We start from the raw sequence: 16,625 nt of genomic DNA, 5'->3' as shown, positions 1-16,625 counted from the left end.
CTGCAGTTGACGCTTTGGCAAGCTGTGATAAAACGAAGCTTGGATCTGCTATTGGCCCTGCTGGGTCTGTTGCTGCTGGGCTGGTTACTTCTGCTGTGCTGGCTGATTGCCAGCATTGAAACCCGTAGCAATGGTATGTTTGCTCAGCAGCGCATTGGCCGTTTCGGCAGGCCATTTCGGGTGTATAAGATTAAAACCATGTTTGATGCCAGCAGTGAACGCAGCTCTATCACCGCCCAGTGCCAGCAAGCGATCACCCGCAGCGGTCGCTTGTTTCGCCGGTTAAAATTGGATGAGCTACCCCAGTTGTGGAATGTGCTGTGGGGACAGATGAGCTTTGTCGGCCCAAGGCCTGATGTGCCCGGTTATGCCGATTGCCTAAAGGGCGAGGAGCGGTTAATTTTACAACTGCGCCCCGGTATCACAGGACCTGCATCGATCAAATACTGCAACGAAGAGGCCTTGCTGGCTGCAGCCAGTGATGCCAAAGCATTCAACGATGGGGTGATTTGGCCGGATAAAGTGCGTATTAATCTGGCCTATTATCATCATTACAGTGTCTGGCGTGATCTGGGATACCTGCTGGCTACCTTGGTGCCATCATTCGCCAGCCGACTCGAACGCAGGAGCCCGCCATGCTGAATACCGAATTAGCCCCGTGGCCATGCTATTCAGAAGAAGAAGCAGAGGCGGTAAAGCAAGTGTTGCTATCTAACCGGGTGAATTACTGGACCGGCGAGCAAACCCGCTTGTTTGAGCAAGAGTTTGCCGCTTTTGCCGACTGCCGTTATGCCGTGGCTGTGGCCAATGGGACTTTGGCGCTGGATGCTGCCTTACAAGCCTTACAGTTGGGCCCCGGCGATGAGGTGATTGTGCCACCTCGTACTTTTATCGCAACGGTGTCGGCGGTGGTGAATGCGGGTGCCACGCCGGTATTTGCTGATGTGGATCTGAACACCCAGGCACTTTGTGCTGAGACAATAGCACCTTGTCTGAGTACAAAAACCAAAGCCATTGTAGTGGTGCATCTGGCCGGTATGCCCGCGGAGATGGATGCGATCATGGCGCTGGCGAATCAACATGGTTTGTGGGTGATTGAGGATTGTGCCCAGGCGCATGGAGCTCGTTATCATGGCCGTTCGGTTGGCTCACTGGGCCATATAGCTGCATGGTCATTTTGTCAGGATAAAATTATGACCACGGGTGGTGAAGGCGGGATGGTTACCACCAATGATGAAACCTTGTGGCAGCGGATCTGGTCATTAAAGGATCATGGTAAAAGCTATGATGCAGTTTATCATCAGCAACATCCGCCGGGGTTTCGCTGGTTGCACCACAGTTTTGGCCATAATTGGCGGATGATGGAAGTGCAGGCGGTCATAGGTCGTATTCAGTTACAACGAATGCCAGCATGGAGTGCCAGACGTCGGCAATTGGCAGCACAACTGGATGCCGTCGCCGCCGATTTCCCAGTGCTTCGCCGGGTTTTGGTACCCGAAGGTGTGGTACATGCGGAGTACAAGCATTACTTTTTTATCCGGCACGAATGGTTGGCTGCCGGCTGGAGCAGGGATAGCATCTGTCAGCAGTTGATGGCGAAGGGGGTTCCCTGTTATCAGGGAAGTTGCGGTGAAGTCTACCTGGAGCAGGCTTTTGAAAACACCACTTTTCGGCCAGCAATGCGATTGCCACAAGCCAAAGAACTGAGTGAGACCAGTTTGATGTTATTGGTTCACCCTAGTATCACAGAACACCAAATGGAACGTTGCTGTTACCAATTGGCAGAGGTTTTGCAACGGGTGGGACAGCCTTGTTAACTCAGGAAGCACGCTGCTATGGCCACCATGTTTAAAGCTTAATTAATACGTGTGAATGCGCTATACTGGTTCAAATTTGACTGTGGTATCTCTGGTCAGTTTCGTTAAGGAATTTTCATGTTAGCTTGGCTTCTATCCTTACCTAGGCCGGTAAAGCGTGTTTTTTCGGTCATAGCCGATATTATTTTTCTGATTTTTGCCATGGCATCGGCTTATTTCCTCACCCAGAATGGTGAGCGCGGACATATACCTGAAATTGCGCTGGCTTTTGCACTGACGGTGCCGTTGACATTACTCACTTTTACCAAGCTCGGGTTGTACAGGGCCGTGATCCGTTACATAGGGCAACATGCTTTTGGGGCTGTGCTGGCTGGCATTGTTGGTAGTGCTTTGGTGATTAGTGTGCTGTTTGCCCTGTTTGGGGTTGAGGATAAAGGCAATCTGATTTTTGTCTACGCGCTGCTGGCCATGTTGCTGTGTGCTGGTTCACGTTTGCTGGCGCGTATGTTTCTTGTTCAAATGAATAACTCATTGAAAGAGCGGGTGCTGATTTACGGTGCCGGCTCTTCTGGGCGCCAACTGGCGCAAGCCTTATTAAACGGAGATCAGTATCACCCGATTTTGTTCGTGGATGATGACAGTACCTTGCAAAGATCCACCATTCTGGGCATGCCAGTCGGTAATCCGCACAACATTGCTTTGCTTATAAAAACTCAAAATATTCAACGGGTTTTACTGGCTTTACCTTCAGCCAGTCGGGTGCGTCGTCGTGAAGTGCTGGATGCTTTAGAATCCTTACCGGTGCCGGTGCAATCGGTCCCCGGCATGAATGAACTGGTCAATGGCGATATGCGCATTGATGAGTTACAGGACGTAAAAATCGAAGATCTATTGGGTCGTGATCCTGAAGCACCTAAACTGAAACTGATGCATGCTAATATTCATGGCAAGGTGGTTATGGTAACCGGTGCTGGTGGTTCGATTGGTTCAGAGCTTTGCCGCCAGATCCTGAAAAATGAGCCAACGATGCTGGTCTTGTTTGAGTTATCTGAGTTTGCTGCATACAGTGTGGAACAAGAGCTGCGATTGTTGATAGAGCGTGACAAGCTGGATGTGGAGTTGCGGACCATCCTCGGCACTGTCCAGGATCAGCACCGGATGCGAACGGTGATGCAAAGTTTTGGTGTGCAAACGGTGTATCATGCGGCAGCCTATAAGCATGTTCCAATGGTCGAGTTTAATGTGGTGGAAGGGGTTCGCAACAATGTATTTGGTACCTGGTACGCCGCTGAGGCCGCTATTGCTGCAAAAGTAGAAACCTTTGTGCTTATTTCGACCGATAAAGCGGTTCGGCCAACCAATGTGATGGGGGCTTCTAAGCGTATTGCGGAGCTAGTGCTGCAGGCCATCGCGAAACGGGCCGATGCCAAAACCTGTTTTAGCATGGTGCGCTTTGGGAATGTGCTGGGCTCTTCGGGATCGGTGGTGCCTCTGTTTCGCGAGCAAATTCGTCGTGGAGGGCCAGTAACAGTCACGCACAAAGATATTATTCGTTACTTTATGACCATTACCGAGGCTGCTCAGTTGGTGATCCAGGCTGGTGCCATGGGCAAAGGTGGGGATGTCTTTGTATTGGATATGGGGGAGCCGGTTCGTATTGATGATTTAGCACGCCGTATGATCCACTTGATGGGGCTGGAAGTGAAAGATGCTCAGCATCCGGAGGGGGATATTGAAATTCGTTATACTGGTTTACGGCCGGGTGAGAAGTTGTTTGAGGAATTGATTATTGGTCAGAATATCCGGGAAACAGCGCACCCCCGAATTATGGCGGGTGACGAAGCCAGTCTGGATTGGTCGGCGGTATTAAAATTACTGGGCTCACTGGAGGCTAGTTGCGATGCATTTGCGGTACAGGATCTGATAACCTGTATGAAGGAAGCACCAATTGACTTTAGCTATCAGGATAAACTGCGCGATCTGGTGCTGGAGGCGCAGCAAAACAACCGCACCGAAGTGGAGCCAACCCCGGTCTCCAGGTTAGTGGTGGATACCGCGGCAGCTGTTAATCAGTTGTCTGCCTGATGCTGCCATCACTTTAATTGTTTCGTGATTTTGCCACAAAGTACTTGCTGGCAAAGCTATCTTCAGTTAACCTCATGCATTGAGAGTCTGTTAAGGGAAATAGAGGGATTTCTATGAAAAAGCTTTTAGTAGCAGCCGCAATGGCTGCGCTTGTCTCTGGTACTGCCGTTGCTCAAGAGCAAGCTGGTGGTTCTAGTGCTGGTGCTTTAGGTAATGTGAATGCTGAGCACATTGTTGCTGGTGCTGTTGGTTTGGCTGTTGCTGCTGCCATTATCTCCAACAGCCGTGGTACTACACTGCCAGTGGTTCCACCACCACCGCCACCACCACTGGGCTGTTTGGGTGATGATGAAATCAACGATGATGGCTTTTGTGTTGGCAGCACCACTATTGTAACTGGTACTGGTACTAATACCTTTACTCAGCTGGCCACCTTTACTTACGCTCCTAGCGCTCAGTAATTGTATCGTTGTTGATAAAGCCGCCTGATGGCGGCTTTTTTGTGCAAAAAGCTACTGAGAGATGCCATGAGTTACTGTTTCCGTTTTACTGTCATGATGATTCTGGCCTGTTTACTGATTGCCTGCAGTTCGACCCAGAATGCTTTGCTGGATAGCATCCGGCTTGGATTCGCTTCAGTTGATGATGTGACCGTGACACTGGAGGAGGTTGCTGCCTCAGAGTTTGATCTGATTTACATCCAACCTGATAATGGCCCCCGAGCCACTATGGTGCTGGCTGAACTTGAGCGGGGCCAGCATAAATGGTTATCGGCCGATAATGTGTTGTTGGTGATGGAGCATGGTAGGATTGTGCGCTCGCTTGGCCTAAGCAATGATTTAACCTATGTGAGTAATACGGTAGCCGATCCGCTGCGACATAAGGCCTTGCTGGATGCTAATGCAAAGTGGAAGCGCGTGACTGACTGGCAGTATCGACAGCAAAGTGGCTATGAGCTAAGCTCGGTTTTCAGCCAGCAGCAAGCTGAAATCACGGTATTTGAGCAGCGTTTTAGTACCCGTTTGCTTCGTGAGCAGGTTACTGTGGCTCAAACAAAAGCTACTTTTGAGAACCTATTCTGGTTTGATGAGTCTACAGGGGTGCTGTTGCAAAGCCAGCAGCAACTGGCGCCACATAGCCCGGTATTTCATATCACTTACATCAGCCAGGCGGCTCGTTTGATCAAGGCAAGCAACGCCGAAATCAGGGATTCGATGGACACCTTATGATGATTTCTGTTCGCTCTCTTTTACTTACTGCCACAGCTTTGCTGAGTTTTCAGTTAGTGGCGGCAGAACCTGTTGTTGTGGTGCAGATTAAAGCCGGAACAGAGTTATGGCATGCTTACGCTGAGCCGCCTCGTCTGAGTCAGTTACTGGCCAAGGTGCCGCAGCCTGAGCAACAGTATTGGCCTGCAGCAGCACTTTATCGCCATTCAGAGCAACTGCAGCAGCAAAAGCAGGAACTGCTGACCCGCCTGCAGCGATTGGAACAATACTGGCAACTACGCAACCATACTCAAAATGTATTGGTGGTGCAGTCACTTCGTCAACAATTGAGTCGCTGGCAGCTTGCTGAGCGTCAGGCCGTTCGTATTGACTATGATCTGGCTCGGATTAGTCAAGCTGCCAATCCCAGGCTGGATGCTGGTCACTACATTCTCAGAGTGGCTCCAAGGTCTGATGAGGTGCTCTTTGTTGGTGCTATCGCAGAAGAGCGGACATTACCGCATCAAAGTGCTGCTTCGGTGCATACGTATCTGACGGCTTTGCCTGCATTGCAACGCGCAGACCCCAGTTGGCTTTATGTAGTGCAAGCCAATGGGCAGATTGAGCAAGTGGGGCGTGGTTACTGGAATCGGCAGCATCAGGAGCTACAGCCTGGCAGTCAGGTTTTCCTTCCGTTGCATCCCCGCATCTTACCGAAAGAATTTCGCAGCCTGAATCAGGAACTTGTTCAGTTAGTCGCGCACAGGATTTTGCCATGAGTGTAGTTGTTAAGAAACATCACCCATACTTTCGTTTATCATTACTAACTCTGGCGCTTGGTATCACAGCCGCACCCGGCTTCGCTCTTCAGGGCTTTCCCAGCAAAGCAGAGCCGATTCGTTTTACTCAGGGCTCGCATGGCGGGGTTGGCTTGATCCAGGTGCCGACAGCACGAATGGCGGAGGAAGGCCGGCTGGTTTTGGGGTACAGCGACAATGATGAATACCGCTTCTGGACCGCTAGCCTGACGTTGTTTCCGTGGATGGAGGCGACGATTCGTTATGCCGATATCCGCAACCGTTTGTACAGTCCATTTCCTGGTTTTAGCGGCGATCAAACTTACAAAGACAAGGGGATTGATGCCAAGTTTCGTCTAGTGCAGGAGTCGTACTGGTTGCCAGAGCTGTCGGTTGGTTTTCGAGATTTTGGTGGGACCGGTACTTTTGAAAGTGAATTTGTTGCTGCCAGCAAGCGCTTCGGTCCGCTGGATGTGCACCTGGGAATGGGATGGGGGTATTTAGGTGCCGCTGGTAATACCCGTAATCCTTTCTGTGATCTGCGTGATTCATTTTGTCAACGCCCCAGTGGTTTTTCTGGTCAGGGTGGTAAGATCGATTATCAACAGTTTTTTAAAGGTCCAGCTTCGTTGTTTGCTGGTGTGGAATACCAAACTCCATGGCAGCCCCTTCGTTTAAAACTTGAATACGAGGGCAATGATTATAGTCGTGACAGAGCGGGGATTGAGATCATTCAGCGCAGTCGCTGGAACGCTGGGGCTACCTACCAGTGGGGCAACTTTGACTTGAATGCCAGTTATCAGCGTGGGAATACCTTTGCGTTTGGTGTGAATTATACCTTTGATCTGCATTCACTTAGCCAGATTAAATTGGATCCACCGCCTCGTGAGGTACCAGAGCAATCGACAAAGACCGCTGACCAGATTGCCCGTCAGCAACTGGCTGGTATGTTGCGAAGTGAAGCAGGTTTTGTGCTTCGCAGCATTACATTGAATGATGATGAAGTGGTTGTGATAGGCAACCAGCTTGCTTATCGCAATCAGGATGTTGCCATAGAGAGGATAGCCCGGGTGCTGGCTGCAGAGCTGCCTCGTTCTGTCCAGCAATACCGGATTGTTGATCTGGAAGGCAACCGTCCAATGGTCGAAACGGTGATCGATGCCAGTGATTTTATTGCTGCCGTCACCTATCAGACTTTGCAGCCTGAGATCACTTCAAGCTACCGGCGTATAGAGCCAGAGTCGTCAGATGTCTGGCAAGCAAGCTCCCGTTTTAAGGGCCATTATTATGGTGCCGAGGCATTTTGGATCCAAAGCTTTGGTAGCCCTGAAACCTTTTTTATGTATCAGGGTGGGTTATTGGCTTCGGCGGGCTATCAGTTTGGATCTGGTATTGCTTTCAATGGTACAGCCAAAATAACGGTGTTAGAAAATTTCGATAAATTTAATTTTACTGTCGATAGTCAGGATACACCTTTGCCTCGGGTACGCACCTATGTGCGTGAGTACGTGACCCGCAGTACTCTAACGATGGAAAACCTTTATGCCAGCTGGCAAGGCAATCCGGCCTCGAATTGGTATGTTCAGGGCTATGGCGGTTATCTGGAGTCAATGTTTGGTGGTGTAGGTACTGAGGTTTTGTACCGGCCAGTCGACAGCAATCTAGCGCTTGGTTTTGATATCAACTGGGTGCGCCAGCGCTCGTTTGACAGTGATTTTGATTTTATGGACTACAATGTCGTGACCGGTCACGCCAATATTTACTGGCAGCCCGAGTTCCTGGATGATGTTGTACTGACATTTAATATTGGTCGCTTTCTGGCGGGCGATGATGGTGTAAAAATTGATTTCGCCAAGCGTTTCCGCAGTGGTATTGTGGTGGGAGCTCATGCGGCATTTACCAATGTGTCATCTGCGGATTATGGCGAGGGCAGTTTTACCAAAGGTTTTTACATCTCCATTCCATTTGATCTGTTCACTTTACGCTCTGCCCGTGGTCAGGGCATGATCCCTTGGGTACCCATTGCCCGGGATGGTGGCCAGCCGCTTGCTAAGCCGGTTAATTTGTACGACATTACAAGCAGACGGTCTCGTTTTGGCGGTTAATTTACAGCAGTTACTACTAGTCTCCGTCCTGAAAGGCGGGCGCTAATTATTTGATTGGTAACTGCTGATAAATGTGCTGCCACATTTGTTGGTTTTGATGGTGTAGTGTTTCTTTAGCAGTCTGAAGCTTTGTAGTGATGCTTTGCTGATTTTCAATAAGCTGTGTCAGATTTTGCAACAGGCTTTCCGGTGTGAGTGCCTCAATGCAGTAGTCTTCCATGCCAAAGTCCTGCATCATCTGGCGGTATTTATGGCTCCAGCTGGTGGCGATGCAAGGGACGCCCTGACTGAGTGCATTAATGGCACCGTGAAACCGTGAGCTGACTACCAGACTGGCTCCGCCTATATAGGCTTTTACGGCTAGCGGATCTTCCATCTCAACAACTTCGGCATGTGTTGCCCTTGCCTGAATATGCTGACACAACTCGGCGTCTTCTTTGCCTTCATGATTGACTAGTTTTACCTGATACCCTGTTTGATAGAGTTGGTTTGCTGCCTGCACAAAGGCAGCCAGGTAATCATCCTTAAGCTGTTCAGCATTAGCATGATGGAAAGGTGAAATCACTTTGTTGTTTGGGATTAGTGCAGCATAGGGGGCAGCTGCTTGTGGTAAAGCTTCGGGGCTTAAACCAATGGTAAAATCTGGTGATTGGATCACATGAGCTGGCAAAGGAGATACGCAGGATTCCAGGTGCTGCTTCGAGATGGCATCGCGGACAAAGATCAGTCGGGCGTGTTGAATAATCTGCCGCATGGCAGCTTTGCTGGCCTGGCTTTCAAAAGGACCAAAAGCCTGCGGCATAAAAATGAACGGCTTGCCTGCTTTGGCAAAACGCTCCACTTCACGGGCGGTGTTTTGCAGAAATTGCAGAGGCCATTGGTCGCCATAGGCAAAGCCGCTTGCTTCAAGCACTGCATCCACCTGGCGCTCTGTCACCATGCCATAGCGATTGAGCAACCGGATCAGCGGGCTGGGTAAGCGGCTGATCCAGTCGGTCAGATCAACCGATTTGCGTCGAAAAGATAATTTCTGCCAGGCACCAAGCCGCGCCCGCTCCGGGTAGGGCAGGTTCGGGCCTGGTGAGAGCACCAACTCGCTGTTTCTCACCGGCTGTAAACCCTGCAGGCAGGCCAGCAACATCAGGTAAGCCCCTTTATTGCGAAACTGCACCCCTTTGATTTCAATACGATAAGGTTTTTGACTCATTTGGATTCCTTAGGCGCGGACACCGCTTTTAGCCGTAGCAGCTGCCACAGCTGCTTGCGTGTGGTGGCGGAAAAAAACAAAAAGAAAAATGAAGCATAGGCATAGGCGATCAGTGTGGCCCAGGCAGCGCCCTGAATGCCCATAATGGGGATCAACCACCAGTTCAATCCGACATTCAGCAGAGCGGCAATACCGTGGCTTAGCAAGGAGAGTGATTCTTGCTCGGTGATCACCAAATGCTGACTGATCAGGTAGCGCACAAAGATAAAACAACCGGCCCAAATATGAATTTGCAACACGGCCACAGCTGGCGCAAAGTCTTTGCCAAACAGTAGAGGTACCAGCCAGCTGGCCGCCAGGGTCATCACTACAGCGATCACCAGAGCTGCGCTCAGAAACAAACCGGCAAAGCGGCGCAATCGTGCTAAATAGTGTGGCCAGCTGTGTTGATAGGCTTTGAGCATGTCTGGATAGTAGCGGGCCGCTAAGGTGGCAGGAAACACATACCAAAGTTCGGATAAACGGCTGGCTGCTGCATAAAGGCCTGCTTGTTCCGCACCCGCCATAGCGCCGAGCATCACCAGATCAATCTTCAGATAAATCACCGAGACAATGCCGGACAACCAGAGCCAACTGGAGCGTTTAAGCAGGGCTTTGGCTTGCTCTAAGCGCACATAGCGCCAGGAAAAGCCTGGCCATAATGGTTCACTCTGCTGCCAGGGCTGCTGTTTACGACGATAAAGCCAATACTGGCTGAGGCCGACCACTAAAAACTCCACCGCGGTTATCCAGAGCAAGCTGGCGATGCCAAAGCCGCTGAGCAATAACAGTAATTTGGCGGCAAAGCTCAGGCAGGTAATGGCAATTTTGACCAGAGCCAGGCTGCGAAACGTCCCCTGATAGTGCAGATAAAATTCAAACAGCAGCAAGCCAAAAAAGCTTTGCAACACAAACAGCATGGGGATGGCGATGCCGGTATGGCCCTGCATCAGCTCGGGGTAAAACCACCAGAACAGACCAAGGGCCAGCAGCGCTGCCAACAAAGCCGTGGTAAGCCTCAATGCCACGGCAGTATAAAGCAGAGACATGGCAGCATCGCTGTTGGGCTGCTGCTGCATGCGCCGTACCACGATGTTATTCAGCCCCATGCTGCCGATCGGCACCAGGAAGGCACTCCAGGCCATCACAATGGCAAAGATACCGAGCTCTGCAGCACCCAGTATGCGAGCCAGTAAAATGGTCAGCACGGCGCCGGCCAGTAGCTTGACCATCTTATCGGCCAGCATCACCACAGCGCGGGCTTTTAGCAGTTTGGTTAATTTGGCGAGCATAATAAAAGGCATGGCCTCTGGTTATTAGCGATACTTCTTCTTAGCGCGTTGTTGGCGTATTTTTTCGCGCTCCGCTTTCTCTTTGGCTTTGGCTGCCGCTTCCTGTTCTGCTAGTTGGCATTCTTCGGCAATCATGCCCGGTGTTTCCAGGGTCAGCGGGCCGAGCTGACCGGTGCGCAAGTCACCAATCAAAATAGTGCCGGCTTTTTGCAAGTCAACCACGCCACCTTTGCGCATACAGCCTCGTTTGGCACCGATGCAATCCATTAGTTCCAGGCCTTGCTGCGGTAATTCATCGAGTGCATAGCGCTGCCTGAGCGCCTGTGGGTAATGCTCCAACAAAAAATCGGCAGCAAACAGCGCGATATCTGCGTAGTCAAAAGCGGTATCTTTGATGGCACCGGTAATGGCCAGCCGATAGCCACAGCTGGCCGGGCTCAGTTTAGGCCACAGGAAGCCCGGAGTATCGGTCAGAACCACGTTTTGCTCCAGCTTGATGCGTTGCTGGCTTTTGGTGACGCCGGCCTCGTTGCCGGTTTTGGCGATGGTGCGGCCGGCCAGAATATTGATAAAGGTTGATTTACCCACATTCGGAATGCCCATGATCATGGCGCGGGCCCCTTTTAAAGCCAGATTACGTTCCGGCAAGAGTTGTTCGCACAAATCCAGCAAGCGCTTAATGGCCTGAGGTTCCTGCTGGTTGGTTGGCAGGGCACGAATACCGCGCTCTTGCTCCAGATGTTGTACCCACAGCTCGGTGCGGCTGGGATCGGCCAGGTCTGCTTTATTCAGCACCTTGATACAAGGTGTATCTTTGCGTAGCTGGCTGACCAAAGGGTTTTCACTGGAGTAGGGGATGCGCGCGTCCAGCATTTCAATGATGATATCGACCTGAGGCATGACCTCGGCGATTTCTTTACGGGCTTTGTGCATATGGCCCGGGAACCAATTAATCGACATAGCAGGATGAGTTCGCTAGAAAACAGGATGATTCAGTATACTGGATATAGTGAGCCGGCAAAACCAAGCTGGGTCCTGGCAGCAACAAAAGCGCTAAAAAGTTTAAAAATAGGAAAGCAGTGGGTACAACAGCGCGAAACTTGCCAGTAAGGGTAAGGTCAGGCCGGAGTTTATCAGGTTAGGTTTGAGCTTAATCACGCCCCATTGCTCAAACAAAATAACGACCAGTCCAAGACAGGATAATGGCACAAGTACTTGCATGATGCCGTTGTTTAAAAGCTGCTGCATGCCTGGAAATAACCAGCTCAAAATGGACTGTCCGACCGTCGTCATCAACAGCAGCAACAACAGGATCACGATTTGCCAGGCAGAAAATTGAGGTTGTGACTCTAGTGGCTCCATGCTTCATCCAGTGTTACTTTCAAAAGTCCATTCATTCTAGAGGGCAAGAAAAAGTAATGTAAGACCAAAAATGTGACGTTTTGTTACGCCGTGAAGGTTATCTTAAAGTAAATCAGTTGTCAATCTGGGTCCGCTTGAATTTTGAGCTATTGATCTTCGATTGTTGGAGGCTGATAACGCCGTATTTGCAGAATCATACCCAGCTTAGGGTGGTCGATGTAATGCATTTCACCGCTGATCACCCTGCGGCTGAATTGGATTCGGTGCGGTAACAGTTGTTGCTCTGTGACCTTAGTACTGAGCACAAAATCGGTATTCACAAACAGGTAATGATCCAAATGCAGCCGGATAAAGCCATCGAGTTGCCACCAGGGCTCGCTGCTTTGCTGTTCATTGAGCGTGGTCAGATCGATCAGCAGGCTGTGCTCGTCACTATCGACCGTGTCGGTAGTAAGCGTCTGGTAACGCTGCTCTATGCGTTGCAGCAGATTGGGCTGCAGCAAGCTGATTTGTCCAGGCCTGGCCTGATGATCCCATGCTAATGGCTCTGCTGCCGTGGTTTGAGGGCGTAAATCCCGGCCAGCATACCAGCGGCTTGGAATACTGCGCCGCTCAGTAACTGGTGCTTGCCGGTAGCCGGCATGCAGCAATAACTGCACATCCCCCTGACGGCGCAAACGCTGAATGAGTTCGCCAAATTGCAATTCCTCGGCGGCCAGTAAATAGGGAACGTTGCGGTGCTGACGCTGGCCAGATGGGGTCAGTGCCAGTGCCCTTGGCATGGGCAGGGTATCAATCACCACTGGCCTCGCAAACAGCGGCTGTTGCCAAAGCTTGGGCTGGGGTTCAAACACACAGAGTGCATTGTGGTGTGGCCAGCGAAAGCGTGGCAGGTAATCGGCCAGATCTGGTTCAGCTTGCTGCGATACTGGCTGTGGCTCACTGCTTTGGCACAGCTCCAGCTGGCCCAGCAGTGGCCGGATATCCGGCTGGTAAAAAGGCTTGAGTACATCAAAAAAACGAGCCGGTTTGGCGGCTTTAGGACTGCTGTCAAAAGACTCAATCAGACCGGCATCCGGGGTGCGCTGAAACAATACAAATTCAACTTCGAACCAGCGATCCCCACCTGCAACGCGCTCTGGGGCAATTTCTGTGGCAAGCAGCGGTTTAAGCAAACACAGGCTGACGATGACGCTGACTAATCCGATCCGTTTCATGCATGCTCCGTTTGGTAAGAAGGGCTAGCCCCGGCAAAATTCGCCAGCAATTGCTGGATGTAATTGAGCCTGGCCTGGCTATCGGTCAGCTCACTGCTAAAGCGCAGCTTTTGGCCACCTTCCAGTTTAAATTCGCGGCTTTTGGTTTGAATCAACTCAATAATGTAAGCCGGTGCAACCCTGGTTTGCTCCATAAACTCTACTATACCGCCTTTGGCGCTGGCTTCAATGCGTTTGATGCCAAGTGCCTGGGCTTGAAGCTTAAAGGTCGAGAGTGCCACCAGGTTTTTGCTGGCATCGGGTAATAATCCAAAACGATCAATTAACTCGACCTGAACTTCATCGAGTTCGCGCTCGTTTTTGGCCGAAGCCAGCTTTTTATAAAAGGACAACCGCATGCTGACATCCGGAATGTAGTCTTCCGGCAACAGGGCCGGGATGCGTAGCTCGATTTCGCTTTGCTGGCTGAGCAGTTGATCCAGCGATGGCTCCTTGCCATTTTTCAGTGCCTCGACCGCTTGCTCCAACATATCCATGTACAGATTAAAACCAACCGACTCAATCTGGCCGCTTTGCTCGCTGCCGAGCAGTTCACCGGCACCACGGATTTCCAGATCGTGGGTGGCCAGGGTAAAGCCGGCACCCAGGTCTTCCAGGCTGGCGATGGCTTCCAGCCGTTTAACCGCATCTGGTGTTAAGCGCTTCACCGGCGGGGTCAGCAGGTAGGTGTAGGCCTGGTGGTGTGAACGGCCAACCCGACCGCGCAGCTGGTGCAATTGCGCCAGGCCAAATTTATCGGCCCGGTTGATGATCATGGTGTTGGCGGTGGGCACATCAATGCCGGTCTCGACGATGGTGGAGCACAGCAGCAGGTTAAAACGCTGGTGGTAAAAATCCGCCATAATGCGCTCCAGCTCCCGCTCGCGCATCTGGCCATGGGCAATAGCGATACGGGCTTCAGGCAGCAGTGTTGCCAGCTCTTCGGCCATGTTTTCGATGGTGGCGACATCGTTGTGCAAAAAGTACACCTGGCCACCACGCATGATTTCCCGAAGCACGGCTTCGCGGATCAGGGTGTCATCGAACTCACGGACAAAGGTTTTCACCGCCAGCCGCTTGGCCGGTGGTGTGGCGATAATGGACAAGTCCCGCATGCCGGACAGTGACATATTTAAGGTGCGCGGTATTGGCGTGGCGGTCAGGGTTAAAATATCGATATTGGCGCGCAGTGCTTTGATTTTGTCTTTTTGTTTCACGCCAAAACGGTGCTCTTCATCGACAATCAACAGTCCCAGATTGGCAAAACGAATATCATCCTGCAGCAGTTTGTGGGTGCCGATTAAGATATCGACTTTGCCATCCGCGGCATCGGCCAGAATTTGTGCCTGTTGCTTCGGGCTGATAAAACGTGAGATCACTTCCACCCGCACCGGCCAGTTGGCGAAGCGATCACGGAAGTTCTCGTAATGCTGCTGAGCCAGCAAGGTGGTCGGTACCAAAATGGCCACCTGATGGCGGTCGTGCACGGCGACAAAAGCTGCCCGCATTGCTACTTCGGTTTTGCCAAAACCAACGTCGCCACAGACCAACCGGTCCATGGCTTTGGCTTGTTGCATATCGCTCAGCACGGCGGCGATGGCATCGACCTGATCGGCGGTTTCTTCAAATGGAAAGCTATCGGCAAAGGCGGCATACTCGGCGGCATCGAGCTGAAAGGCATAGCCGGTTTGCAGTGCGCGCTGGGCATAGATATCCAGCAGCTCTGCCGCCACATCCCGCACTTTTTCCGCGGCTTTTTTACGCGCCCGCTCCCAGCTATCGGTGCCCAGTTTGTGCCAGGGGGCGTGCTCGGGCTCAGAGCCACTGTAACGGCTAAGCAGGTGCAGGGAGGCGACCGGGACATAGAGCTTGCTGCCACCGGCGTATTCGATGGTGACAAATTCCGCGCTGATGCCACCGGCATCCAACACCTGCAAGCCCTGATAACGGCCAATGCCGTGCTGCAGATGCACCACCGGCTGGCCCGGGCTCAGCTCGGCCAGGTTGCGGATAATGGTATCTGCCGAGACCTGCTGGCTGCGTTTTTGTCGCCGGCGCTGGCTGATTTTCTGGCCAAACAATTCGTTTTCACTGATCAGCGCCAGCGGTCTGGCCAGCTCCAGCAGCACGCCCTGTTCCAGCTGGCCCACCAGAATGCCCAGATCCTGCTTGCTGGCAACAAAGGCATCCAGGCTGTCAAACTGCGGCAGACTGATGTGAATGGTTTTCAGCAGTTGCAGCAGGCTTTCGCGCCGGCCTTCGCTTTCCACACAAAACAGGGCCTGGCCTTGCTGTTGCTTGAGTGTCAGTAAAAAGTCTTTTAATAGCTGCAGTGGCTGTTTCTGTTGGTGCGCTATGCTCAGGTCCGGCAGTAGCTGGCAAGGGGCGTTGTCGGTGCCGGCTTTGGCTGGCAGAAAGGCCGGCGTTAACTTAATGCGGCCGAAGCGTTTCAGCTGGCTAAACAGCTGATCGGCTGGCTGATACAGCTGCTCCGGTGGCAGCAGTGGCCGCAGGGGATCCACCCCTCTGTCGTGGTAGCGTTTACTCAGTTCGCGCCAGAATTTATCGGCGCTGTGCTGTAAATCGCCGAGCAGCAAACAGGTGGTGTCTGCCGGCAGATAATCGAACAGGGTGGCGGTATCTTCACTAAAGAGTGGAAAATAATACTCAATACCAGCCGGAAACAAGCCTTTACTGACTTGCTGGTACAGCGACTCGGGCTCGGTACGGGCGGTAAACTGCTGGCGGTACTGACTGCGAAAACGCTCGATGGCGGCTTGATCAGTAGGGAATTCATGGGCTGGTAGCAGCTCAATCTGGCTGACTTTATCTAAGGTGCGCTGGCTGTCCGGATCGAACAAGCGGATGCCATCGATTTCATCGTCAAAAAAGTCGATGCGGTAGGGCAAAGCGCTGCCCATCGGGTAGAGATCCAGCAAGGAGCCGCGCGCTGAAAACTCACCATGCTCCATCACTTGCTCGACCGCCCGGTAGCCAACGGCGGTCAGTTGCTGTTTTAACTGCACCAAATCCAGCTGCTGACCGGTTTGCACCAGCAGGCTGTGCTGGTTGAGGTAGCTTGGGCTGCAGACCCGCAGCAACAAGGTGCTGATGGGCACGATTACCATGGCCTGTTGCTGGCGCGGCAGCTGATACAGGGTGCGTAGCCGCTGCGAAATAATATCCTGATGCGGCGAAAATACATCGTATGGCAGGGTTTCCCAGTCCGGCAAGCTCAGCAGGGTCAATTCCGTGCCGGCAAAGACTTTGAGTTCTTGCTCCAACCGCAGCGCGGTCGGAGTGTCCGGTACTACCAACAGATAAACGCCCGGCTGTTGCTGGGCTTGTTCGCTGATAAGCAATGGCAGGCCGGCACCAAGCAGCTGGCCCCAGTGGATCAGATCGCCGGCTTTTTTAACGGCAGGCAACGACTTCAATATCGAGGTAATCATGCAGG

Annotated in this window: 13 protein-coding genes; 7 read left to right on the top strand and 6 right to left on the bottom strand. The window is 51.9% G+C overall.

All coding sequences use genetic code 11. From position 1 onward, the window contains the following. Nucleotides 1–6 precede the first annotated feature (6 nt). The 7 genes from QWY20_RS08455 to QWY20_RS08425 all read left to right on the top strand — a co-directional run bounded on the left by QWY20_RS08455 (nucleotide 7) and on the right by QWY20_RS08425 (nucleotide 8,012). Complete coding sequence (locus tag QWY20_RS08455; protein ID WP_330128584.1) at nucleotides 7–642, top strand: sugar transferase; 636 nt, start codon at nucleotides 7–9, stop codon at nucleotides 640–642. Then, nucleotides 636–1,817: a DegT/DnrJ/EryC1/StrS family aminotransferase gene (locus QWY20_RS08450; protein ID WP_330128583.1), complete on the top strand. Its 1,182-nt coding sequence runs from the start codon at nucleotides 636–638 to the stop codon at nucleotides 1,815–1,817. The genes QWY20_RS08455 and QWY20_RS08450 overlap by 7 nt, the downstream gene beginning before the upstream one ends. A 117-nt stretch (nucleotides 1,818–1,934) precedes the next feature. Beyond that, entirely contained in the window at nucleotides 1,935–3,902 is a 1,968-nt protein-coding gene (locus QWY20_RS08445) for a nucleoside-diphosphate sugar epimerase/dehydratase (protein ID WP_330128582.1), read from the top strand. A gap of 113 nt (nucleotides 3,903–4,015) precedes the next feature. Beyond that, on the top strand, nucleotides 4,016–4,363 hold the full coding sequence (locus QWY20_RS08440; RefSeq protein ID WP_330128581.1) for a hypothetical protein: 348 nt from the start codon (nucleotides 4,016–4,018) through the stop codon (nucleotides 4,361–4,363). Nucleotides 4,364–4,429: 66 nt separating this feature from the next. Beyond that, a complete protein-coding gene (locus QWY20_RS08435; protein ID WP_330128580.1) occupies nucleotides 4,430–5,131 on the top strand; it encodes a YjbF family lipoprotein in 702 nt (233 codons plus the stop codon). After that, on the top strand, nucleotides 5,128–5,889 hold the full coding sequence (locus QWY20_RS08430) for a capsule biosynthesis GfcC family protein (protein WP_330128579.1): 762 nt from the start codon (nucleotides 5,128–5,130) through the stop codon (nucleotides 5,887–5,889). The genes QWY20_RS08435 and QWY20_RS08430 overlap by 4 nt, the downstream gene beginning before the upstream one ends. Then, nucleotides 5,886–8,012 carry a YjbH domain-containing protein gene (locus QWY20_RS08425; protein ID WP_330128578.1) on the top strand — a complete coding sequence of 709 codons (2,127 nt, stop codon included), beginning with the start codon at nucleotides 5,886–5,888 and terminating at the stop codon, nucleotides 8,010–8,012. The genes QWY20_RS08430 and QWY20_RS08425 overlap by 4 nt, the downstream gene beginning before the upstream one ends. 46 nt (nucleotides 8,013–8,058) lie before the next feature. Here QWY20_RS08425 and QWY20_RS08420 read toward each other — a convergent pair whose 3' ends face one another. From QWY20_RS08420 to mfd, 6 genes are all read right to left on the bottom strand, one after another. Then, nucleotides 8,059–9,219 (bottom strand): polysaccharide pyruvyl transferase family protein, encoded by a 1,161-nt coding sequence (locus tag QWY20_RS08420; RefSeq protein WP_330128577.1) that lies wholly within the window; start codon nucleotides 9,217–9,219, stop codon nucleotides 8,059–8,061. Further along, on the bottom strand, nucleotides 9,216–10,562 hold the full coding sequence (locus QWY20_RS08415; RefSeq protein WP_330128576.1) for a flippase: 1,347 nt from the start codon (nucleotides 10,560–10,562) through the stop codon (nucleotides 9,216–9,218). The genes QWY20_RS08420 and QWY20_RS08415 overlap by 4 nt, the downstream gene beginning before the upstream one ends. A 12-nt stretch (nucleotides 10,563–10,574) precedes the next feature. Continuing rightward, complete coding sequence (gene ylqF, locus QWY20_RS08410; protein WP_330128575.1) at nucleotides 10,575–11,510, bottom strand: ribosome biogenesis GTPase YlqF; 936 nt, start codon at nucleotides 11,508–11,510, stop codon at nucleotides 10,575–10,577. Between the two features lie 102 nt (nucleotides 11,511–11,612). Then, nucleotides 11,613–11,912, bottom strand: a complete 300-nt coding sequence (locus QWY20_RS08405) for a hypothetical protein (protein WP_330128574.1) — start codon at nucleotides 11,910–11,912, stop codon at nucleotides 11,613–11,615. 146 nt (nucleotides 11,913–12,058) lie between these two features. Then, entirely contained in the window at nucleotides 12,059–13,129 is a 1,071-nt protein-coding gene (locus QWY20_RS08400) for a CsiV family protein (RefSeq protein ID WP_330128573.1), read from the bottom strand. Further along, nucleotides 13,126–16,620 (bottom strand): transcription-repair coupling factor, encoded by a 3,495-nt coding sequence (gene mfd / locus QWY20_RS08395; protein ID WP_330128572.1) that lies wholly within the window; start codon nucleotides 16,618–16,620, stop codon nucleotides 13,126–13,128. Before mfd ends, QWY20_RS08400 begins: the two co-directional genes overlap by 4 nt. Between the last annotated feature and the right edge of the window lie 5 nt (nucleotides 16,621–16,625).

This window comes from Alkalimonas cellulosilytica (assembly GCF_036325985.1).
Classification (GTDB): domain Bacteria; phylum Pseudomonadota; class Gammaproteobacteria; order Enterobacterales; family Alteromonadaceae; genus Alkalimonas; species Alkalimonas cellulosilytica.
Note: the sequence above shows the minus strand (reverse complement) of the source record. Positions and strands in the feature narration are given on the sequence as shown.

Excerpts from the sequence above, each read along its gene's own strand:
- QWY20_RS08450 (WP_330128583.1), top strand. The coding sequence starts at position 636 with ATGCTGAATACCGAATTAGCCCCGTGGCCATGCTATTCAGAAGAAGAA.
- QWY20_RS08445 (WP_330128582.1), top strand. The coding sequence starts at position 1,935 with ATGTTAGCTTGGCTTCTATCCTTACCTAGGCCGGTAAAGCGTGTTTTT.
- QWY20_RS08440 (WP_330128581.1), top strand. The coding sequence starts at position 4,016 with ATGAAAAAGCTTTTAGTAGCAGCCGCAATGGCTGCGCTTGTCTCTGGT.
- QWY20_RS08435 (WP_330128580.1), top strand. The coding sequence starts at position 4,430 with ATGAGTTACTGTTTCCGTTTTACTGTCATGATGATTCTGGCCTGTTTA.
- QWY20_RS08430 (WP_330128579.1), top strand. The coding sequence starts at position 5,128 with ATGATGATTTCTGTTCGCTCTCTTTTACTTACTGCCACAGCTTTGCTG.
- QWY20_RS08425 (WP_330128578.1), top strand. The coding sequence starts at position 5,886 with ATGAGTGTAGTTGTTAAGAAACATCACCCATACTTTCGTTTATCATTA.
- QWY20_RS08420 (WP_330128577.1), bottom strand. The coding sequence starts at position 9,219 with ATGAGTCAAAAACCTTATCGTATTGAAATCAAAGGGGTGCAGTTTCGC.
- QWY20_RS08415 (WP_330128576.1), bottom strand. The coding sequence starts at position 10,562 with ATGCCTTTTATTATGCTCGCCAAATTAACCAAACTGCTAAAAGCCCGC.
- ylqF (WP_330128575.1), bottom strand. The coding sequence starts at position 11,510 with ATGTCGATTAATTGGTTCCCGGGCCATATGCACAAAGCCCGTAAAGAA.
- QWY20_RS08405 (WP_330128574.1), bottom strand. The coding sequence starts at position 11,912 with ATGGAGCCACTAGAGTCACAACCTCAATTTTCTGCCTGGCAAATCGTG.
- QWY20_RS08400 (WP_330128573.1), bottom strand. The coding sequence starts at position 13,129 with ATGAAACGGATCGGATTAGTCAGCGTCATCGTCAGCCTGTGTTTGCTT.
- mfd (WP_330128572.1), bottom strand. The coding sequence starts at position 16,620 with ATGATTACCTCGATATTGAAGTCGTTGCCTGCCGTTAAAAAAGCCGGC.